A 21,652-nucleotide genomic window follows, 5' to 3' on the forward strand; every position below is an offset into this window, starting at 1 on the left:
TCGAGTTGGTCACTTTTTGAAATCATGTTTATTAATGATGATTAGTATGTTGATATTCATGATTGTTTTTAGGCAGCTGGGTTGATACTTGGGATTCTGTACCAGGTTCTACAAGTAAGAATTGTCCCATCATCCCGTCATCTTCATGCCGTAATATATGGCAGTGATACATAAGTGGGTGAGAAGGATCGGGATAGTTTCCAAATTCCACCGCGAGTCTAACCGTTGAACCATTAGGAATAAACACAGTATCTTTTCTTCCTCTTTCGTACTCTGGAGGCTTCTTACCGTTTATATCCAACACTTGGAATGCCGCATCATGAATATGAAAGTTATGAGACCAGCCAAAATTGTCTATTTCCCATATTTCTCGTGTACCCGCCGGCACAACCTCATCAATTCGGTTCATTTTCATCTTTTTGTCATTAATCATCGACTCCATCGTCATTTTAAATTGACGGACCCTAGCATCCTTGGGAACCTCTATTGGCGGTACGGTAGAAAGCTGCCCGGCTACTGGAGTTGACGCTGTTAATTTAGAAGCTGCAACAATTTTTAATAAATCAAATTCACCATTTTCAATACCACTGCCTTCGCTGTAACTGCGAAGGATCGTTTCCTCTCCCGGTTTAAATGTAACAACCATCTCTGCCCGTTCTCCTGGACTTAGCATAACACGATTCAATGTAACCGGCTTTTGGAGGAGGCCGGCATCATTTGCTACCAATTGAAATGACCGACCATCAGTAAAACCAAAATGATAGGCTCTTGCATTTGAGGCATTTAGCAATCGAAACCGAACTTGACTTGCTGTTACTTTAAGAAATGGGTCATACGTTCCATTTACAAGGATTTCATTGCCAAGTGTGCCAAAAGTCGTATCATCTTTCTCTGATAACTGACCATCACTAGTAAACAATTTATCTTGAACAATGAGTGGGATATCATCGACACCGTAATCAGAAGGTAACTTTTTGGAATCCTTATCATCGATAAGAAACAGGCCAGCAAGTCCTCGGTACACATGTTGTGCTGTTTTACCATGTACGTGGGGATGGTACCAGTCGGTTGCTGCCGGTTGGTCAATCGTCCAATTGGGCGACCATGTTTCTCCTGCTTCAATCATTTGATGCGGTCCTCCATCCATCACTGCCGGTAATTTCATCCCATGCCAGTGGATCGTTGAGGCCACGTCCAAGTGATTCACTACATCAAAAGCAACTTTGTCACCGCGTGAAGCCTTAATGGTCGGACCAAGATAGGAACCATTGATTCCCCATGTATCTGCCATTTTCCCTGGTAAAAATTCTGTAGTGCCTGATTGCATCGTTAAGGTGAAATGTTTTGTACCATCGTTTCCAATTGTAGGCTCGAGAAGCTGCGGAATTTTCAACGGATTTTCAAAGTGCAGCTTCCCCACATTTGTTACTGTTTTTTCATCCCCACAGCCAGCCAATCCGAAGACAAGTAATAGTAACAGTAAGATAAAAATACCTTTATACGTTTTCAATTTTATCTATTTCCTTCTTTCCAATTCAATAAAAATCTAATAATTTAAAATCCACAAGTTAAATGATAAACCGGTTATAATAGAAATTCAATAAAACCAAGTAAATCGACAAATTTCGGGGCGTGCCAGGCACCGAAATTTTAAATAATTTGATTTTTGAAAAATTCCATAATATGAAATCTAGTAGTATAATAGTAGTAACTTAAAAGTAATAGCGGGGGAATATTATGAGCACGATAAATGAACCAATTAATAGAATGGATAAAAGGCAGAGGAGCTCAACCAAATGGTTTAAGAGTTGGAAGTTTATCACGATAGGCATCATCGTTATTATTGCACTCATACTTGCGGGAATTAGCTATTATCAGGCAACCCGGTTCAATTCGAAGATTATGATTAATGACACAAAGGTCGGTGGGCTGACAGCTGATCAGGTAATAACTAAATTAAAAACATCTAAATTAACAAACAGAGTCTATGTCGGAAAACAACAAATTTTAGATGAAAAAGATACAACGATGGCATTTACGGACAAGGATCTTCCTGAGGTTAAGAAATTACTAAAAAAACAGTGGTCGTTTTTTCCTTCCTTAAAAGAAAAAACTTATTCGTTGATACCCAAAAAGGCGGATCAGTTTCGAAGCCAAACGATGAAAAAGCAGATAGAAGAGAAGCTCCTTTCAATGAATAAGCGCTTAAAAGCACCCAAAGATGCGAAGGCGAAATTGGAACACGGCAAAATTGTAATCTCCCGAAGCATAAATGGAGAAAAGTATGATGTTGCTAGTCTATTGAAGGATTACGAAAAGCAGGATTATAAAAGTGATATTCATCTGAAACCTGTATACAAACAGCCCATCAAAGAAGACAGTTCCATTGTAAAAAATGAAGAGATAGCACTGCAGGAACTCCTTCAACGAACCATTGATTATAAGGTACAGAACAAAGTGTATCCTTTAAAGGCAAGTGAATTAATTAAAAATGCCTCTGTATCAAAAGATATCAAGGTTACCATCAGTGTGAGTGACATTAAGACCAAGATTGATGAAATTAATCGTTCTCAATCCACATTAAATAAAAATTTCACCTTTAAGACCCATTCAGGATCGGTTATTTCGGTAAAAGGACAAGGCTACGGCTGGGCAATTAATGTTGAGAAAGAAACGGCGATGATTCAGGAAGCCTTTGTCAAAGGAGAGAAATCAATTTCTGCTTCCAATATTTACGGAAATGGCTGGAGCAATGAAGGTATCGGCTATGAAACAACAACGAATAACGGCATTGGCGGTACGTATGCGGAAGTGTCGATTGCCCAACAGCGGATTTGGATATACACGGATGGAAAGTTGGCACTCACCACGAATGTAGTAACCGGCAAACACAGCACCAGTGAAGATACATCACCGGGAGTGTGGTATATCCTCTATAAACGACCACAGTATACACTCAGGGGCAGTGCAGTTGGTAAAGCTGATTATGCTGTTAAGGTCAATTACTGGGCTCCGTTTACAAACAGCGGACAAGGGTTTCACGATGCCAGCTGGCGGACAAACTGGGCAAGTAATGCCTATCTAACAGCAGGCTCAGGCGGCTGCGTCAACACGCCCCCTAGCATGATGAAAGCCGTATACGATAATCTCAGTACTTACGATCCGGTTGTAATTTACTAAGAAAGATGGCTCTCGAGCTTCCTGCCATGGAAGAACAAGAGCCATCCTTTTTTTGATTATTTGCTCTCCGAAGCTGGTACTCCTGCCTTTCCCCAATGGGTTTTTGGCAATTCTGTCACCAATACTCTTACACTTTGTCTTGGTGCATCTAACGTTTCAACAACTGTATCTGTAATATTTTCAATTAGTGCTTTTATTTTTTCAGGCGGTCTTCCTTCTATAAGATTTACTTGAATAATTGGCATAGTAATTCCCTCCTCTTAAATTGATTTTCCTATTGATAAATGTTTTATTCTCCTACGGAGAAAGTAACTTCCCCTAAACCATCAAATTTACCAGAAATAAAATCTCCAACTCTCAACAGTACAGCACTTGTTAAGGCACCAGATAAAATAATTTCGCCTTTTTTAATTTTCTCCCCTTTCCTTGCAAGCATATTTGCTAATACAGCAATTGCATTGGCAGGATGGCCTAAAACAGCTGCCCCAGCCCCAAGTTCCTTAATTTGGCCATTAATCGATAATGTCGCTCCTACTAATTCCAGGTCAAATTCACTTGGTTTTCTAAGTGTATTTCCAAATACTACTCTAGAAGTAGAAGCATTATCTGCAATAACATCCATATGTGTAAAGTTAAAGTTTTCATAACGGCTATCGATGATTTCAAGTGCAGGTAAAACATACTCCGTTTTAGCCAATACCTGAGCACCCGTAATTCCAGGTCCCTCGATATCTTCTCCAATCAGGAATGCAATTTCTGCCTCAACCTTCGGATGGATTAGATCTGAAAAAGGGAGTACACCGCCATTATCGATCAGCATATAATCAAATACATAACCGTAAATTGGCTCCGATACGCCCATTTGATCCCACTTTGCCTTACTTGTTAAACCCATTTTAGGGCCAACGATTCTGTGTCCCTCATCTAATTTTTTCTGCACGAGTATTTCCTGGGCCTGATAGGCTTCCTCCACTGTTAAATCAGGTTTGATTGTCTTTGTTACCTTGAAAACTTCTCGTTTTTCTACTTCTGCAGCAACCAAGTAATCAGCAATTTGCTTAATGATTTCACTAGCCATCTCTTTTCCTCCTTAGATATGAGTCAATGATCTAATTAAACCCAATTATTTAAAGTTATCGCATACTTGCCCAAGATGAGCAAATCTTGCTGTAAAATTGTCGCCTGGCTTTGCAGCGACCATGCCGGAAAGCGCGCCGGCAAGGATTGCTTCACCAGCTTTTAGGGAAATATCATAATCAGCCAATCGATTTGTTACCAGGCCACACAGGTTGCAGCAAATATTCGCGGATAAAAAGGGGCAGTCACCACACCTCTTGTATTTATCATTGCGATGGTTATCAATCTAACTTATCGATAAATCCAATTGCTTTGAAACCAAATAATCGTTACACTACTAAATAAAAGAACTTTTAAAATGCCTAGAAACCCCTGGGCATTTTTTGTGTTTAAACAGTTTAGGACATGGCCTTTAAGTAAAAGGGAGGGGATTAAGCTTCATGAATCTATATCAAAAAATCTTCAAAGAATACTGGAATCCCTATATCGCCGTTGGTATAGCTGGTCTTGCTAGTGCATTGTACTTTGGAATCACCGGTACAGTTTGGGCGGTTACCGGGGAATTCACCAGGTTAGGCGGGCACGTCCTCGGATGGTTCGGGGTCGATGTGTCGCAATGGGCGTATTTTCAGCTTGTGGGCCTTGAAGGGACTCCCATCAGCCGGACTGATGGCTGGATTGTCATTGGAATGCTAGCTGGCGCACTGATTACGATTTTACTAAGCAATAGCTTTAAAATCCGCGTACCGAAGCAAAAGCGGCGTTTAATCCAAGGATTTATTGGCGGAATCATCGCCGGTTTTGGCGCACGCCTTGCCCTTGGGTGCAACTTGGCTGCCTTTTTCACGGGTGTACCGCAGTTCTCCTTCCACTCTTGGATTTTTATGGTGACCACTGCCATCGGTAGCTACTTTGGTGTTAAAATCGTCAATACCAAATGGTGGCGGGGAAAACCGACCTTGATGAAAGGCTCGATGAACCCGGCTGGCACTCAGCATGTTGAGAAAAGAAAAGTTCAGCCAGTCATAGGTCTCATTTTTGCCCTTCTATACCTCGCACTTATTCTTTACTTTTTCGCGGCAGGCAAATCAATGCTCGCAGTTGCCTGTATTGCTGGAGCGCTGTTTGGGATTCTTATTGAACGCGGGCAAATTTGTTTCACTTCCGCTTTCCGTGATTTATGGGTCAGCGGCCGTGCGGTCATGTCCAAGGCGATTGCCGTTGGGATGCTGATCAGTGTTGTGGTTACATTTTTCTATATTCAAAGCGGCTCTGCTTCCATTATTAAAGTGGCAGCTCCAAGCACGGTAATTGGCGGTCTGCTTTTTGGGTTTGGTATTGTACTTGCCGGCGGCTGTGAGACAGGCATGATGTATCGGGCAATGGAAGGCCAATTGTTATTCTGGGTAGTAGGTGCAGGTAATATCATCGGCGCTACAGCCCTCGCCTATGGCTGGGATCATCTTGGCATCTATCATGCCCTTGTAGAAAATTGGTCGAAAGTAAACTTAATGGAACAATGGGGACCTATGGGAGCACTATTTGGAACAATAGCCATGCTTGCCGCTTGGTTCTTACTATCAAACTGGTGGGAAAAACGGTTCCGTTACGGAACGGGTATCAAACATAAAAAAATGGAAAGAATTTCTCACGTTACGAAGGAGGTATAATGTATGTCGCAAGTGATGGATGTGAACTACACTTTAGATATTCGCGGGGAGCCTTGACCATACCCAGTCATTTATGCGCTGGATGCGCTAAAAAACATGAAAATTGGGGAAGTCTTACAGGTCATCGCGGACTGTCCGCAATCCTTTCGAAGCGTCCCCGAAGAGGCTGTCAAACATGGCTACAAGCTCCTAACAGAGCCGCAAAGAGTCAGGCAGGATATCTATTTTTATATTAAAGTAGTTAAATAGGGTCAAAAGGGTCAGTCCCCCGCTGCATTAAAGTATTAAGGCGGCGGGGGACTGACCCCTTTGATTTGCTGTACTAATGCGTCCCGCTGACATCTAATGTCGTGTTTGTTACATTCTTTTTCACAAATGTGGAATCGTTGATATTTTCTTGCAACTTTTTATAATATAGGTCTGGGTCGATTGGCAATAGTACCGTTTCATTTAACCAGGAGGATAAATAGATGGCATTTGAAATTTCTAGTGCTTTCACACCCTCTTCACCTGGTGAAAGTAAGGGTGAATCCTTAACAATTGCATCAATCCAGTTTTGAATAATGATGGCATGATTGGCATTTTCACTTTTCACAGGAATTTCGATTCTTTGGCAATCAGGCTGGCCGAATCCTCCTTCATATGAAGAATTAAATTCGCGTTCAGATTGTGTTAATTGGTAAAAAATAAGTTCCTCATTTTCAACGACGATTTTCCCGCGGTCTCCGACAATCTCATAGCGATTCGTACCTGGTGCCTCTCCCGTCGAAGCAGTAATCACACCTGTTGCTCCATTTTCATATTCCAAAAATGCGGTTACATCATCTTCTACTTCAATATCATGATACCTTCCGGAACTACTCATTGATCGGATGCGCTTTGGCATACACCCCGTTGTCCACTGCAAAAGATCTAATTGGTGAAGTGCCTGATTTAATAAAACACCTCCGCCTTCTCCTTTCCATGTGGCTCTCCATTTACTCGAATCATAATAGCTTTGTGGGCGATACATATCCGTAATAATCCAATTCGTCCTTTTTATTTCCCCTAACTGACCTGATTGAATAAGGTCCCGAACTTTTTGATAAAGCGGATTTGCCCTTTGATTATACATAATGCCGAACACTTTCCCGCAAGATTTCGCTGCAGCATTCATTTCCAGTACATTTTTGGTAAAGACGCCAGCCGGTTTTTCTATAAGGACATGTTTCCCTTTTGCAAAGGCCTTTTTGGCTAATACCGGATGACTGTAATGCGGTGTTGCAATAAGTACAGCATCGATTCCTGATTCAGTGAAAAAGGCCTCTTCCTCCTTGAAAATTTTTACATCTCCGTTTGTATGGGCCTTCACCCATGCTATTCGGCTTTCATTACTGCTGCAAACCGCCGTTAACATAGCTCCTTCAATTTGTCCTTTATTCAACATTTGAACATGTAAACTACCCATATTTCCTATCCCTATTACACCAATTTTAACTAAACTCATCTAAATCCCTCATCGATTTTTGACGTATTGTTTAATGGTTTATATAAAGAAATCATTTGGAAACTTTCATTAATCATTTATCACATTTTTGCTAATAATGACTTCACTAGTTAACCACATTGTGGTACAATTGTATCATATAATGGTTAATTTTATTATAATGAATGTTAAAATCACTTGTCAATAGATTACCTTTGCGACTTTCAGCTGTTATTATAAAATGGAGATATGGAGGGAGGAGACATACCTATGAACAACGATAGACAGGAACAAACGAAAACATCTAATGTTCAGGTGATCTCTCGGGCGGCTAATATATTAAGGGCTCTTAGAGTTCATCCAAAAGGATTGAGCTTATCGCAAATTGCCAAAGAGGTTGGCATGGCCAGGTCTACGGTTCAAAGAATTGTTACGACACTAGAACAGGAGAGGTTTGTGGCGCCAGCTTCTATTAATGGCGGTTACCGTCTGGGGCCTGAGATAGCAATGCTTGCTTCTGCTGTTCACAGTGATTTAAGAGAAGAAATCAGGCCATTTTTAGTAAAATTATCGCAGCAAGTCAATGAAACAGTAGATTTATCTATTTTGGATAACGGTAAGGTGCTTTTTGTCGATCAAATTATCGCTCCGCATCCATTACAAGCAACTTCCCAGCCCGGTGCATCTTTCCCATTACATTGCACGGCAAACGGAAAAGCCATACTCGCCTCCATGCCTATAAATGAGGTTGAGAAACTGTTACCAGAGCACCTGCAACAGTATAATGATCACACAATTACAAGCCGGGATGAGCTGTTAAAGGAGTTAGAAATGGTTCGTAAAAAGGGAGTTGCATTTACAAGGGAAGAGCATATTGATGGAATTTGCGCAGTAGGTGCAGCTATTAAGGACCGTATGGGGAATTTAAGTGCTGTCTCCATTCCGCTCCCATCCACCCGTTTTTATGGCAATGAAGAAAAGCTAGCAGCTGCCCTTCTCCACACTTGTAAGACTATCAACCAGCACTTTAAGAACAAAAAATGAAGGTAATTTTCTAAAAAACTTATTGAATACAAAACAGCGGGGATAAAACCCGCTGTACTCCTTTACTATGATAAATTAATTAATATTCCTTGGACGATCTGAGCGTCAATTAAATTCCCCTTTTTTATAAAATTTACGTCATTTAAAACGAAAGGAGCTAATTAAACATCGCTCTTTTTAATTAAGAAGTGCAACGAACAGGACAACGATTGTCCCTACAACATCCAGTAAGCTATGCAAACCATTTTTCCGCCAGCTTGTGTTATTTTCGTTTGGATCCTATTTCACGTTCCTTTTCGGAACAAATCAACATTCACTTCGGGACTCCTAGTGAATAGGTGGATACCAAAGCAAATTTTGATGAAGGCGTCGATATAGGTAAAGTTATGAAAGGGAACGGATGTATGAGCCAGCCCAAGAATGGAACATAGGATCGTCAGGAATGCCAATACCAATAATGATTTACCATGTACAATAAAAAAGGGAACAAAGTGAATTCCGACGGCCAAAAAAATACTCAACCACAATTTCCTAAGGTCAGAATGGCCGATCCACTGAACACTTGCCATTATTAATCCGACCATTAATGTAAGGAAGCATTACTTGTCATTTTTTGAACCTTTGTGGATTCGCCGTAGGAAAGCTTTTTTTTACTAAAAGGAAGAATATAGAGGAGTAAGAAGCCGATTGTAAATCCCCCTGCAAAAAGAGCTGGCTGGATAAGTAAACCGTTACTGAAAACAGCTGAAAGAATGATGATGATGCCTATCCAGATAAACCAAAGTCCGGCTATACGTTGGTTTGGGTACTTAACTCGTTGCGTATCCATCTACAAGCTCCTTTTCTATCGAATCTGACTCTCAAACAAGACATTGCGATTATTGTATTTGGCCGTTAAGACTAACAAAAGGGCGACCATGCCAAACAAAAACAAGCCAATCAGAAAACAAATCCATACAGTTAGTAGAAAAAGACCGGCCGTTTGAGAAATAAAGAAACCTACTGCGGGAAGAATGATGATTCCTCCAAGCTGCTGGGCTTCTTGCAATGTTTTCGAACGTGCTGAAACCAACACATTGAACAAAATGACGAGTAAAATGAGAGCTGGGGTGACCCAAAACATCATCACAAACCACATCTCATTGAACATGATCAGTTTGGAATATACCGGATAGGTAATAGCATTGACAATGATAACGCACACGATGTAGGCCGCGTATGTGATTCCAAGTGTTGGGATAAACGAAGCCATTGTTTTCCCGATAAACAGATCTCGAATAGAGATAGGCGAAAACAGCAAAGTTTCTAACGTCCCTCTCTCTTTCTCCGTCGCAAAACTACTGGTAGAAGTCACTGTGGAATTTATGACTGCGACCATTAAAAATAAAGAGATAAAGGTGAAATTTAAAAAGTAATACGAGAGCTGTTTTCCTGTGCTGCCCAGCGCGAGCAACGTGTCCTTCATCTCCCCAGCTGACGGCATTCCCATTACTTTTTCGGTCATTTTCTTGATATCCCCATCGGTTTCAACTGAAATAACCTCCGTACGAAAACCAAGATAAGCAAGAATGGCAGGAAACAGGACACAAAACAAAAATGTAACGACAAAGATCGGCACCCATGTTTTCGAGCTTTTCATCACAATGTTTATGTCTTTAAGAGCAATTGCCTTGATCATTTCCTTATTCATTTATTCCACCTCCAATGAGAAAATAATAATCTTCTAACGTATTATTTATAAGCGTGCAACCGTGCACCCATGTCCGTTCAAGCAATGCAGCAAGTAGTGGAGAGATGTCTTCCTTGCTATTCAGCTCAAATCTTAATGTATTCTTGCGGATTGTTTGAAACGGATAGCCAGCGAAGACTGTTTCCTCCACCGTTAACCCCGTTACGACGTCTACACGTATTTTTTTGAGGTGGCGCTTTTCAATTTCTTCCATCGAACCGCCTTCCATTAATACACCGTGTTTGATAAACAGATACGTATCGCAAATACCCTCGAGTTGCTGCAGCACGTGGGAACAGATAATGACCGTAACACCTTCTTTCTCACACAGAACTTTCAGATAGTCGAGAACGAGATGAATTCCTTCAGGATCCAGTCCGTTTGTAGGCTCATCTAAAAATAGGATTCTTGGTTTTTGAAGCAAAGCTTTAGCAAGGGAAACACGTTTCTTCATTCCTGTAGAAAAGGTACTTATCGTACTGTCCTTGTGCTCCCACATACCAAACGCTTCCAGCAGTTCTTCTGCTCTTTTTGAATCATGGATGCCGTAAATTTTAGAGAAAAACATTAGATTCTCCCAAGCTGTCATTTCTTCATATAAACTAGTGGTTTCAGTGACAATGCCTGAATTCTTCCTAATTTCCTCCCCATTTGTTAAAGGATTCTGATCCATTACCCGGATGTCTCCACTTGAAGGTTCAATGACCCCGCTTAACAATCGGATGATGGTTTTTTTCCAGATCCGTTTGGACCGAGAAGTCCTGTGATACTTCCCTCCTTCACTGAAAATGATACATTTTTCACGATTTCCTTGCCTTTCATTTCTTTACATAAACCTTCCACTTTAATGATGTCATTTGCCACATCAACCCCCCCTTACTTATCACTACCCGAAAAAATAAATGAACTCCATGTCATTAATAATAAATGACACGGAGTTCATTTTCAAGAATTTTTTCCCATTATTTTTAAAAAATTTACTGAAAGCATTTCCATTAACTGATTAATCAATAGGTTAACTTGTTGCACGGCATTAATTTGTTGTGAACCAAACGCCAAACTATGCAGCATAATACCGTCAAGACTAGAAATCATATATTTCCCAATTTCATCCACAGATCGGGTTGGTTTGAATTCCCCATTTTCCACCCCCTTACCAATCACATCAATAAATATCGCAGTCACACGAATATATCGATTCACAAAATAATCACGCACTTGCTGCACTCTCCAGCCTGTGGTACAAAACTCATAGATGGCAGGCACAACGCTGTCTTTTAGACGATCAATCGATTGGCTAGTCTCTTGAAAATAACTTATTAATACCCCGTGGGCGGATCCTTTATTTTCTTTTAATAAAGTCGATATCCGCTCCTCTAGTTGCGCATCTAAATAATCAATTAAAGCCATGAAAATGGTAGTTTTATCCTTGAAATATAAATAGATCCATCCCCGGCTCATCCCTGCTTCCTCAACAATATCCTTCAATGTCGCTTGTTCATACCCTTTACTTTTGAACACCTCAGATGCTGCCAGCAGAATTTGTTGAATCCGAAGCTCCTTGTGTTCGTCAGACACTTTTGGCATAACCCTATCACTCCCTATCAATGAATTCTCTATAATAATAAATGACGTATGGTTCATTTTCAATATCCAAGATTATTTAAAATCAGTTGCTTCTCTTCAAAGGTTGGCACAATATGCTCTAAAATGGGATTCGGCCCAATTTTGTAAATTTCACTTGACTTCATGTATAGTTTATATTACATTTTGTATAACAAACTTCACTATAAGTGAAAATAAGTGTAAAGAGGGTGTGGAAAATGACTTATCAAGAAAAGAAAAGCATCGTATCGTTGATCAGTGCTATTCTCATTTTCGGATCTTTTTGTTTATACATGTACCCGCATTATCCCCAGGGGGGGCTGGAGGCGACCGAAACCTATCGCTTTTGGGGTTCCTTCGTCCTCATCTTGACTTTGGTTTCAATTGTCGCTCACATTCTGATCAGCATTATTTTTAACATCGTCTTTAGAATAACGACCAATGAAAAGGAACCATCTTTTGAAGATGAACTGGATAAGTTAATTGCTCTGAAAGCGAATAGAAATTCCTTTTTTATGTTTATCATTGGTTTTCTTCTTGCAATGGGTTCGCTGGTCATCTCTCAGCCGTCACAGTTGATGTTCTTGATTCTAATCACTTCAGGATTCGTATCCGATGTGACTGGCTCCGTTACAAAACTTTATCACTATCGGAAAGGAGTTTAACAATGGGAAAAAATCTTGTCGGCAATCATATCAGAAAATTACGATTCAACCATGATGAAATGACTCAGCAGCAATTGGCTGACAAGGCAGGTGTAACAAGACAAACAATCGTGGCTCTCGAAAAAGGAAACTACTCCCCATCTCTAGAATTGGCTTTTCGGATAGCTCACGTCTTTAACTTACCGTTGGAAGAGGTATTCTTTTATGGAGAAAACACCAAGAAGTAAGAACTCGGATTGTTTTTTGCTTTACCGTTTTTGAATTTATTAAAAAGGGGATAAAAAGATGAATTCAAATAAAGAAAACTCGCAGATTGGCGAGCCGTTAGGCGAAGACAGAGGCGTAGCTGCACTTATGCGTGATCGGAAAGTTTATACTTTCCTATCTGCCAAAAAGGCAGCAAGAATTGTGGGAGTACTGTTTTTACTTGCAGCCGTTACGGCAGTAATTGGTCTTACCTTATATGATCCGATCCTAAAGGGTCCCGATTACTTGATAAATGGCTCCAAACACGCCAACCAAGTGATATTGGGAGCGCTTATGGAGTTAATGCTTGTCGTTTCAGCGATTGGTACGGCAACGACGATGTTTCCCATTTTAAGAAAATATAATGAAACGATCGCTCTATGGCATGTTTGCTTCAGGTTTCTTGAAGCAATTATCATTACTGTTGGCGTAATCAGCGTACTGTCCCTTCTGACCTTAAGCCAGGAATTTGTTGCATCAGGTGCCCCGGATTCCTCCTCTTTTCAAGCTTCAGGAATTTTATTAAAAGCCATACATGACTGGACATTTATGCTTGGTCCTCTTTTCATGCTGGGCATCAATACAATGATGTACAGTTATATATTTTATAAATCCAAGCTCGTACCCAGGTTTATCTCTATCTTGGGTATGACGGGGGCAACACTTGTTTTCCTTTGTTCCTTATTAGTTATGTTCGGTGTCATTCAACAAATTTCTGTTTGGGGTGCTATTTTGGCACTGCCAGTAGCAGCCAATGAGATGATTTTAGCAGTATGGCTCATCATGAAAGGATTCAATGATTCTGCCATAGCTTCCATATCTTCAAGAAAACAAAGCAGCGAGATATTAGCACACACTTAAATAAGAATGATTAAGAGCAGTGCCTAGTCACCCCCCGCATTTTATTTTCTATAAAAATCGGGTGGTGGCAGGCGCTTATTTCAAAGAGGAGAAAGTTGGAAATTTGAAATAATAGATGAGAAAAGGGTATGTTACTAATAACAGCTCCATTTGGTAAGTTTCCATTTGCCAATCATTATGATTAAACCTCATCCTTATTAACGCTATAATGAAAGATACAATTGCTTCAACATATTTCTTACGATGCCAATGGAGTTTGGTACGATTAAGGAAAAGGAGTGAAAGTAGATGCAACAAAATCAATTTGAAAAGATGAAAAACGGAAAAGGATTTATTGCAGCACTGGACCAAAGTGGTGGAAGTACACCTAAAGCACTAGCTGCTTACGGTGTCTTAAAGGATGCGTATAGGGACGAGGAAGAAATGTTCAATCTTGTACATGAAATGCGCACAAGAATCATCACATCACCCGCTTTTGATTCGAGTAAAATTTTGGGTGCTATTCTGTTTGAAGAAACGATGGATCGCAAAATCGAGGGTAAATATACAGGTGATTTTCTTGCTGAAGTAAAAGGCATTGTACCTTTTTTAAAAGTGGACAAAGGGCTTGCTGAGGAGAACAATGGCGTACAAATGATGAAGCCAATTGCCGATTTGGACGAAACATTAAAGCGTGCGAAGGAACGTCATATATTTGGTACAAAAATGCGTTCAGTTATAAAAAAAGCCAATACAGCAGGAATAAAAGACGTTGTTGATCAACAATTTGAGGTTGGTAAACAGATTATCAATGCAGGTCTGATTCCAATTATCGAACCAGAAGTGGATATTAACAGCACCGAAAAAGAAAAGTGTGAGCAGCTATTAAAAGTAGAAATTCTAAATCATCTCAATAATTTGAGTGAAAATGAATTTGTGATGTTAAAATTAACGATTCCTACACAAGCAAACACGTACAAAGAGCTTATCGACCATCCAAAGGTTGTTCGTGTCGTTGCACTATCCGGTGGTTATTCAAGAGAAGAAGCGAATGAAAAGCTAAAAGTTAATGAAGGACTAATTGCTAGCTTCTCCAGGGCTTTAAGCCAGGATTTGAATGTCAAACAAACAGATGAAGAATTTAATGCTGCACTTTCAAAAGCAGTTGAATCTATTTACGAAGCTTCAATCTAAAGAACAGTCACGCCCCGAAATATGTCGATAAATTCGACAAGATACGGGTTGTGACAGAACCGGATTAGAAGGGTAGCTGGGGAATTTAATGCCCACTTTATCTATCTTAGGAGGTATTGGTTATATCGGTATTGCTAGAAATAGTTTCAATCGCAAAGGGAGAAGCTCAGAACACAAAGCAAAGTTTTCCTAGAAATGTTTCATTTATTAATAAGGTTAAAAAAGGGAGATACATTTCAATTTAAATTGAAATGCATCTCCCTTTTTTTGGCATTTCTTGGAAATCCTAATTAAAACTGCCCCTATTTATGGTAAGGTTCACCGCACCTATTTAACCGGCAGTTTTTTTACAAATCAGTTTGTGGTAAGTCCTCAATTGACTACAAATAAGATTTACGAGAGAATATATAAAGAATGTATGAAAGAAGGGAGGATTTCAGTGGAACATCGCTCACTAATTCTGCTTGGATTACTCATGGGACAAAGTCAACATGGATATCAAATTAATGAATTTATCGAAAGAAACTTAAGTACAGTTACAGATATGAAAAAGCCTACTGCATATGCAACTCTGGATAAACTAAATCAAAAGGGTCTTATAGATATTCAGCTAGAGCAAGAAGGAAATAGACCCACCCGAAAAGTGTACTCTATAAATGAAAATGGCCGAAACTATTTTTATAAATTATTATTGGATAATCTATCTTCTGCAGAAAGTGTTAATTACCAAGGAGATATTGGGTTAATGTTTATTGATTTTCTCCCGATGGATAAAGCAATACCGGCCTTGAAAGAACGATTAATGAAAAACAAGAAATTAATAGATCTATTTAACCAGACCCCAGCACATGGAATACGAACCGGTGTCAATCTTGCAGTCGAACATAAAATTACAATGTTAGAAGCAGAAGTTACCTTTCTTGAAAAAACCATTCATCATCTTCTTTATTCGGATTAAATTTTTTAATCAGATGATTCAAAGGAACCCACTGAGGGTTCCTTTTTTATTTGAATTTCAAAAAAATGACCATATTTTAATCATATAATCACAGTTGACTATTCAGCAAATAACTAATATACTTTTATTAATCACGCGTGACTAATATTATCTACAATAAAGGAGTGACATAAATTGTTTCTTGCTTTAAAAGAGTTAAAGCATGGTAAATTACGGTTTCTAATGATTGGTGTTATAACTGTCCTGATTGCTTGGCTGGTCTTTATCCTATCTGGACTAGGCAATGGCCTATCAACGCTAAGCGCAGCAACCTTTAAAAATATGGATGCGCATTATGTGACATTCGAAGAAGGATCAAGAGCCTCCATGAGCAGGTCACTTTTAAATGAATCATTGGCAGCGGAACTGGAAAAAGCAAATGATGTTTCTGCAGCAACCGGAATGGGTGCAACAATGGGAACCGTACTAAAGGAATCTGCTTCTGCTGATAAAGAAAAAGTAGATGTCGCCATCTTAGGAATAACACCTGGTAATTTTCTTGAACCAGATGTGATAGAAGGAAAGCCTCTTGAAGCAAACGAACCATTAGAAGTTATCGCCAATGATACGTTAAAGAAAAAGGGATTTAAGTTCGGTGATACCCTTAAGATAGAAGGATCTTTAGAAAAAATGAAAATTGTCGGGTTTGTAGAAAATGAAACCTACAATCATTTACCTGCCATTTTTACTACTTTGGATAAATGGCGCACCATTCAATTTGCAGCTCCAGGTTCTGATAAAGGGATTAAGAATCCTGTAAATGCGATTATGATGCAAGGTGAAAATATCGATTCTGAAAAACTAAATAAGTTTTTCAAAGACACGGAAACAGTAACCAAAAGCACTGCCGTCCAGGGAATGCCCGGTTATAAAGAAGAAAATGGCACTATTATGATGATGCTCGCATTCCTTTTGGCCATCTCAACATTTGTACTGGGTGTATTCTTTTATGTCCTTACCCTGCAAAAATCAAATCAATTTGGGATATTGAAAGCCATTGGTGCCAGCAATCGGTTCCTTGGAAAAGCCATTGTAGCCCAGGTATTTCTCTTATCATTTGTTAGTATAGTGGTGGGAATCTTGTTAACATATGGGACAGCCCTAATTCTTCCAGATGGAATGCCATTTTCACTCGACTTTAAACTAGTTATCATTTACTCACTTTTATTGCTTGTCATTTCAATTTTAAGTTCTGTGATATCCGTTCGAAAAGTTACAAAAATAGACCCGCTTCAAGCAATTGGGAGGTTGGAGTAATGTCAGGAATACAATTCAACAGTGTCTCTAAACTGTACCAACAGGGTGAAAATCAAGTTCTAGCCCTTGATGATGTCTCGCTAACGGTGGAACAAGGGGAGTTTATTGCTGTCATTGGCCCATCAGGTTCGGGTAAGAGTACCTTTCTCGCAATAGCAGGCGCCTTACTCCAATCATCTAAAGGCGAGGTTATTCTTAACGGAAAGAGCCTTAATCAGTTAAACCCTAAGGATTTAGCGCGATTGCGGTTAGAGGAAATAGGATTTATTTTGCAAACAAGTAATCTAGTACCCTATTTAAATGTACTAGAACAATTACTAGTAGTGAAAAAAATGGCAGGTAAAGTGACAAAAGAAGATAAGGAAAATGCAAAAGAACTATTAGAAAATCTGGGTTTAGCAGTAAAATTAAAAAAATTACCTGATCAGTTGTCTGGAGGCGAACGCCAGCGTACGGCGATTGCCCGCGCTTTTATAAACAATCCCTCCATCATTCTAGCAGATGAACCAACAGCAAGTCTGGATTCGAAAAGGGCACATGAAGTAGTTCAACTTATTGCCAGAGAAACAAAGGCCAGGAACAAAGCAGCTATTATGGTAACCCATGATGAACGATTGTTGGAATATTGTGATCAAGTCTATCGAATGGAAGATGGCCGTCTTAAACTTGACCAATCTTTTGAAATGAAGACAGTCTCTTCTAGAGGATGATTATAGAATAGCCCGAGAGAATATCCAAGGAGGAATAAACAATGATTATCGTTACAAATAGAATTAAAACGAAATTAGGTTTTGCGGCAAAAATGGCGCCAATATTCACAAGAACAGGCATCTTACAAACAATGGACGGTTTTGTAAAAGTCGAAGTATTAATTACTAAAAATCTTTCAGAATATGATGAACTGAATGTAAATATGTATTGGAAGACTATTGAAGACTTTACCCGTTGGAAAAATAGCGCTGCTTTCAAAGAAGCCCATACAGGTCCAACTGACACTGAACAAGATTCACCTATCTTGGGAAGTGAAATCACTATTTCTGAAATTGCCTCAACTTTAGAATAACATACATGATTATTCTCTTTGGCAACTTGTAGTCAATTCCTTTAGCGACTAATGATTAACTGAATTATTTTAATTCAGTTAATCATTAGTTTGGAGTACAAATATATAAAGCACATAAAATAAAAAAGATAGGCTAAACAGGTATGTCATAAAAAATGTATCTTGTTTAGCCATTACTTTTGTAAAATTTTCCCAACCTATAAATGCAATTCAGGTAAAAAACTGCCTCTATTTATGGTAAGGTTCCCCCCGATTAATCCGATAAGCCCGGTAGATCTGCTCAACCAATATCAATCTCATCAGCTGATGTGGGAATGTCATCCGAGAAAAGCTTAGCTGCTCATTTGACCTCTTCAATACCTCATCACTCAACCCCAATGACCCCCCAATCACAAAAGCAATTTTGCTTTTTCCATATGTAGCTAGTTTATCTAAGGAATCAGCAAGCTCTTCGGACGATCCTAGTTTCCCTTGAATCGCTAAGGCAATCACATAGGTATCTTGGCTGATCTTCGCAAGGATTCTTTCGCCCTCTTTTTGCTTAACTTGAACCATTTCTAATTCGCTAAGTTCCTCTGGGGCCTTTTCATCGGCTACTTCAATCATTTCCACCTTGGCGTAGGCAGATAATCTTTTTAAATATTCTTCAATCCCAAGCTTTAAATACTTCTCTTTCAATTTTCCAACTGTAATGATCGAGATATTCACAATCCACAACCCTTTTCACTTGATTACAAACAGATTACAAACAGCTTACAAACAAGTTATCCCCAACAGTTATCCACATGTCCACATTTTTTATCCACATATTGTATGGAATCATTTGTTCGCCACCATATATACAGCTTGTTTTTCGCAATATTCACAGCCTGTTGATGACTTATCCACAGGCACTTGTGATAATACTGGATATGTTTGATATTGATCCACAATATCATCTAATGCAATTTCAATATGTTCCTCACAACTATAAATCAAACCATTCACCTTCCCGAACTCAATTATCCACATTATTTTTTACCTTTTCAGCCGTAATCATACTTATGGCCCCATACATAATACCATATTAAAAAGCAGGAGAGTGAACACCACATTCACTTTCCTGCTTTCATTTACAAAATCATTGTAATCTTTCTCCCGATAACGTTAACGTTGTCTCTTTTAACTTTCCATCACGATAAAATTTAACCTTGAGCTGCTCGCCAATCTTCTTCTTCTGGTACAAGTGTTTGCGAAGGTCAATGACGTCATTTATCTTTTTTCCGTCCATTTCAACGATGACGTCCAACTCTTGAAGTCCTGCCTTAGACGCTGGTGAATTGGCTACCACTTGTCTTAGTGCCACACCGTAATTCACATTACGCGGTAGCTTCAGGGCTTCTTCCTGATAGTACGCAGGGATTTCAGCTACTGATTTTAAATCGACACCCATATATGGACGTTTGACAGAGCCAAATTTCTCAAGATCATTAATAATAGGCTTGGCTGAATTGATTGGAATCGATAAGCCAATTCCTTCAACCGCGTTCTGGGCAATTTTCATCGAATTAATCCCAATCACCTGGCCGGCAATATTGATTAACGCACCGCCGCTGTTCCCTGGATTAATCGCAGCATCGGTTTGCAGCACCTCTGATTGCCAGTCGACAATCCCATCTTGATCGATATCAACGGGAATCGTCCGCTTAATACCTGAAATTATCCCTTGGGTGACTGATCCGGAAAAGGTGGCACCGAGTGGATTCCCAATCGCTATCACCGGTTCGCCCATTTTCAAACGATCAGAATCACCAAATTCGGCAACCTTTTTTACTTTACTGGCATCAATCTCAAGAACAGCTAAATCAGTCCAAATATCACTGCCTAAGAGTTTTGCCGGTATCTTTGTTCCGTCTGTCAAGCTTACCTCAAGCTTTGTTGCCCCCTCAACGACGTGATGGTTGGTAACAACATAGGCACGATTGCCTTCCTGCTTATAAATGACTCCTGATCCTGTTCCGGCTGGATCCTCCGGACTACTATCATTATCTGACCAAAAGTTGGTTGACTGGATATTGTTAATTCCCACAACCGCATCACCAGTTTTATCCACAGCCTTCGTGGTGTTTGTGTTCACATCATACGAGATTTGCTTTACCGTATTCTGCTGATTTGTGTTATTTGTCCCCGTTGCCGTATTTTGATTCGTATCCATTTGATAGGGCAGTATCCCCCGATTGGACAAGATCGGAATGGCAAGGATAACTATAAATGCACCAAGTATGGCACCGACTAAACTTGCAAGGAATACCCCGCCCTTTTTACCTTTCTGTCCCTGATAGCGTTCCTGTGAATGATCATCATAGTAACCCAATTAACACCATTCCTCTCTTCCCGAAAAGATTGTTATCATTTATTTTGGCTTATACTAACAATTATACTCATTCATCCTTAAATTACTAATAATTGCCCATCCATCCAAGAAACTTACGACTTTGTTCATGGATTATTCATACTTTTATAAGAAAAGCGCAAGCGCCCTGGTCAGCTCACGACAGGCCTGAAGCGCTCTAACTGAAATAAAGGAAACACAAAAAGCCGGAGGATATTTATTAAATCTGATTTATTGGAGCCCTATCCATCAAGAAAATCTGGAAAAAGGGGGCCAATCCGGCTTATTGGAACCCTATCCATCAGAAAAATTAGGAGAAAGGGTTCCAATCCGGCTAAGTTAATCAAGAGAGCAGTTAAGTTTAATAAAACAACAGCTACCTCTAAAACACCCTTATAAAAAAAAAGAATGAAGACTCCTTAAAAAAGGCATCTTCATTCTTTAATTAGCATTATACCGCTGTTACCGCCGTTGGTTTTTTCGGGTCTGTATCGTATAGTCCAAACTGTTCGCCAACAATTAGGCCTTGCCCCTCCAAGGTCTGGCTGACAGCCATTTTTGCTAAGTCTTTCATGTTATTATCCATACTTAAATGGGCAAGATAAACCCGCTTCGTTCTGTCCCCAATCACATCACTCATGGCAAGTGCCGCATCCTCGTTGGAAACATGGCCCACATCACTGAGAATTCTCCGCTTAATATTCCAAGGATATCTGCCCATTCGCAGCATTTGCACGTCATGGTTCGACTCGAAAATATACACATCAGCATTCGCAATGGTTCCTTTCATCCTGTCACTCACATAGCCGGTATCGGTGATCAGGACGATTTTCTTTCCGGAATGATGGAAAACATAAAACATCGGTTCTGCTGCATCATGCGAAACTCCAAACGACTCAATATCAGTGGAGCCAAAGCTCTTCACCGTTTCCATATTGAAAACAAACTTTTGCTCGGTTGGAATCACGCCTACAGAATTCTCCATCGCCCGCCAGGTTTTTTCATTTGCGTACACGGGCAAATGATATTTACGGGCAAGAACACCGATCCCTTTAATATGATCACTGTGTTCATGCGTGACAAAGATCCCGGAGAGTTTACTAATATCACGGTCAATTTCTCCAAAAAGAGACTCCATCTGCTTGCCGCTAAACCCAGCATCCACTAGAAAGGAATGTTCATCAGACTCAACGTACAGAGCATTCCCGGTACTGCCGCTCGCTAGGATACTAAATCTCAATGACATACT

At 39.8% G+C, this 21,652-nt stretch carries 23 protein-coding genes and 2 pseudogenes; 12 read left to right on the forward strand and 13 right to left on the reverse strand.

All coding sequences use genetic code 11. From position 1 onward, the window contains the following. Positions 1-31: 31 nt before the first annotated feature. Complete coding sequence (locus BSO02S_RS20290) at positions 32-1,510, reverse strand: multicopper oxidase family protein (RefSeq protein ID WP_066071863.1); 1,479 nt, start codon at positions 1,508-1,510, stop codon at positions 32-34. 257 nt (positions 1,511-1,767) lie between these two features. On the opposite strand from BSO02S_RS20290, the gene BSO02S_RS20295 reads away from it, so the two are divergent. Then, on the forward strand, positions 1,768-3,180 hold the full coding sequence (locus BSO02S_RS20295; protein WP_425320389.1) for a L,D-transpeptidase family protein: 1,413 nt from the start codon (positions 1,768-1,770) through the stop codon (positions 3,178-3,180). A 56-nt stretch (positions 3,181-3,236) separates the two neighbouring features. On the opposite strand, the gene BSO02S_RS20300 is transcribed toward BSO02S_RS20295, so the two are convergent. From BSO02S_RS20300 to BSO02S_RS26590, 3 genes are read right to left on the reverse strand one after another with little or no spacing between them, the layout of a single operon-like run. Further along, positions 3,237-3,425, reverse strand: coding sequence for a 4-oxalocrotonate tautomerase (locus tag BSO02S_RS20300; RefSeq protein ID WP_066071868.1), 189 nt, complete (start codon positions 3,423-3,425; stop codon positions 3,237-3,239). 44 nt (positions 3,426-3,469) lie between these two features. Then, positions 3,470-4,258: a 2-keto-4-pentenoate hydratase gene (locus tag BSO02S_RS20305; protein WP_066071871.1), complete on the reverse strand. Its 789-nt coding sequence runs from the start codon at positions 4,256-4,258 to the stop codon at positions 3,470-3,472. Positions 4,259-4,303: 45 nt separating this feature from the next. Then, positions 4,304-4,444 carry a hypothetical protein gene (locus BSO02S_RS26590; RefSeq protein ID WP_235846974.1) on the reverse strand — a complete coding sequence of 47 codons (141 nt, stop codon included), beginning with the start codon at positions 4,442-4,444 and terminating at the stop codon, positions 4,304-4,306. Positions 4,445-4,697: 253 nt separating this feature from the next. Between BSO02S_RS26590 and yedE the strand changes: the two genes are divergently transcribed. Further along, positions 4,698-5,927: a selenium metabolism membrane protein YedE/FdhT gene (yedE, locus tag BSO02S_RS20310; protein WP_066071874.1), complete on the forward strand. Its 1,230-nt coding sequence runs from the start codon at positions 4,698-4,700 to the stop codon at positions 5,925-5,927. A gap of 69 nt (positions 5,928-5,996) precedes the next feature. Then, positions 5,997-6,176, forward strand: a complete 180-nt coding sequence (locus BSO02S_RS20315; RefSeq protein ID WP_268876017.1) for a sulfurtransferase TusA family protein — start codon at positions 5,997-5,999, stop codon at positions 6,174-6,176. A gap of 73 nt (positions 6,177-6,249) precedes the next feature. Here BSO02S_RS20315 and BSO02S_RS20320 read toward each other — a convergent pair whose 3' ends face one another. Then, positions 6,250-7,413, reverse strand: coding sequence for a Gfo/Idh/MocA family protein (locus tag BSO02S_RS20320; RefSeq protein ID WP_066071880.1), 1,164 nt, complete (start codon positions 7,411-7,413; stop codon positions 6,250-6,252). 249 nt (positions 7,414-7,662) lie between these two features. Here BSO02S_RS20320 and BSO02S_RS20325 point away from each other — a divergent pair, with 249 nt between their 5' ends. Next, positions 7,663-8,436: an IclR family transcriptional regulator gene (locus BSO02S_RS20325; protein WP_066071883.1), complete on the forward strand. Its 774-nt coding sequence runs from the start codon at positions 7,663-7,665 to the stop codon at positions 8,434-8,436. A gap of 284 nt (positions 8,437-8,720) precedes the next feature. Here the strand turns inward: BSO02S_RS20325 and BSO02S_RS28565 are convergent. The 4 genes and pseudogenes from BSO02S_RS28565 to BSO02S_RS20345 all read right to left on the reverse strand — a co-directional run bounded on the left by BSO02S_RS28565 (position 8,721) and on the right by BSO02S_RS20345 (position 11,752). Then, a pseudogene (locus tag BSO02S_RS28565) lies at positions 8,721-9,265 on the reverse strand (DUF6609 family protein). Between the two features lie 15 nt (positions 9,266-9,280). Further along, positions 9,281-10,126, reverse strand: coding sequence for an ABC transporter permease subunit (locus BSO02S_RS20335; protein WP_066071889.1), 846 nt, complete (start codon positions 10,124-10,126; stop codon positions 9,281-9,283). Further along, positions 10,119-10,987: pseudogene (locus BSO02S_RS20340) on the reverse strand (ABC transporter ATP-binding protein). The gene BSO02S_RS20335 and the pseudogene BSO02S_RS20340 overlap by 8 nt, the downstream one beginning before the upstream one ends. Before the next feature lie 123 nt (positions 10,988-11,110). Next, complete coding sequence (locus BSO02S_RS20345; RefSeq protein ID WP_066071896.1) at positions 11,111-11,752, reverse strand: TetR/AcrR family transcriptional regulator; 642 nt, start codon at positions 11,750-11,752, stop codon at positions 11,111-11,113. A gap of 236 nt (positions 11,753-11,988) precedes the next feature. On the opposite strand from BSO02S_RS20345, the gene BSO02S_RS20350 reads away from it, so the two are divergent. From BSO02S_RS20350 to BSO02S_RS20385, 8 genes are all read left to right on the forward strand, one after another. Then, on the forward strand, positions 11,989-12,435 hold the full coding sequence (locus tag BSO02S_RS20350) for a hypothetical protein (RefSeq protein ID WP_066071899.1): 447 nt from the start codon (positions 11,989-11,991) through the stop codon (positions 12,433-12,435). 2 nt (positions 12,436-12,437) lie between these two features. Then, positions 12,438-12,662, forward strand: coding sequence for a helix-turn-helix transcriptional regulator (locus tag BSO02S_RS20355; RefSeq protein ID WP_066071903.1), 225 nt, complete (start codon positions 12,438-12,440; stop codon positions 12,660-12,662). 58 nt (positions 12,663-12,720) lie between these two features. Beyond that, positions 12,721-13,542 (forward strand): DUF4386 domain-containing protein, encoded by an 822-nt coding sequence (locus BSO02S_RS20360; protein WP_235846975.1) that lies wholly within the window; start codon positions 12,721-12,723, stop codon positions 13,540-13,542. Between the two features lie 288 nt (positions 13,543-13,830). After that, positions 13,831-14,715: a fructose bisphosphate aldolase gene (locus BSO02S_RS20365; protein WP_066071909.1), complete on the forward strand. Its 885-nt coding sequence runs from the start codon at positions 13,831-13,833 to the stop codon at positions 14,713-14,715. A 439-nt stretch (positions 14,716-15,154) separates the two neighbouring features. Continuing rightward, positions 15,155-15,673, forward strand: coding sequence for a PadR family transcriptional regulator (locus BSO02S_RS20370; protein WP_066071911.1), 519 nt, complete (start codon positions 15,155-15,157; stop codon positions 15,671-15,673). A gap of 174 nt (positions 15,674-15,847) precedes the next feature. Beyond that, on the forward strand, positions 15,848-16,969 hold the full coding sequence (locus BSO02S_RS20375; protein ID WP_066071913.1) for an ABC transporter permease: 1,122 nt from the start codon (positions 15,848-15,850) through the stop codon (positions 16,967-16,969). Further along, a complete protein-coding gene (locus tag BSO02S_RS20380; RefSeq protein ID WP_066071914.1) occupies positions 16,969-17,679 on the forward strand; it encodes an ABC transporter ATP-binding protein in 711 nt (236 codons plus the stop codon). Before BSO02S_RS20375 ends, BSO02S_RS20380 begins: the two co-directional genes overlap by 1 nt. Before the next feature lie 41 nt (positions 17,680-17,720). Continuing rightward, a complete protein-coding gene (locus BSO02S_RS20385) occupies positions 17,721-18,032 on the forward strand; it encodes a heme oxygenase (RefSeq protein WP_066071918.1) in 312 nt (103 codons plus the stop codon). A 228-nt stretch (positions 18,033-18,260) separates the two neighbouring features. On the opposite strand, the gene rlmH is transcribed toward BSO02S_RS20385, so the two are convergent. The 4 genes from rlmH to BSO02S_RS20405 all read right to left on the reverse strand — a co-directional run bounded on the left by rlmH (position 18,261) and on the right by BSO02S_RS20405 (position 21,649). Then, entirely contained in the window at positions 18,261-18,740 is a 480-nt protein-coding gene (gene rlmH, locus BSO02S_RS20390; RefSeq protein ID WP_066071921.1) for a 23S rRNA (pseudouridine(1915)-N(3))-methyltransferase RlmH, read from the reverse strand. A 111-nt stretch (positions 18,741-18,851) separates the two neighbouring features. Beyond that, positions 18,852-19,043: a CxxH/CxxC protein gene (locus BSO02S_RS20395; RefSeq protein WP_066071924.1), complete on the reverse strand. Its 192-nt coding sequence runs from the start codon at positions 19,041-19,043 to the stop codon at positions 18,852-18,854. A 109-nt stretch (positions 19,044-19,152) separates the two neighbouring features. Further along, positions 19,153-20,385: a S1C family serine protease gene (locus tag BSO02S_RS20400; protein WP_066071927.1), complete on the reverse strand. Its 1,233-nt coding sequence runs from the start codon at positions 20,383-20,385 to the stop codon at positions 19,153-19,155. A gap of 469 nt (positions 20,386-20,854) precedes the next feature. After that, entirely contained in the window at positions 20,855-21,649 is a 795-nt protein-coding gene (locus tag BSO02S_RS20405) for an MBL fold metallo-hydrolase (RefSeq protein ID WP_066071929.1), read from the reverse strand. Positions 21,650-21,652 lie beyond the last annotated feature (3 nt).

The sequence above is a fragment of the Neobacillus soli NBRC 102451 genome, from assembly GCF_001591665.1.
GTDB lineage: Bacteria > Bacillota > Bacilli > Bacillales > Cytobacillaceae > Neobacillus > Neobacillus soli.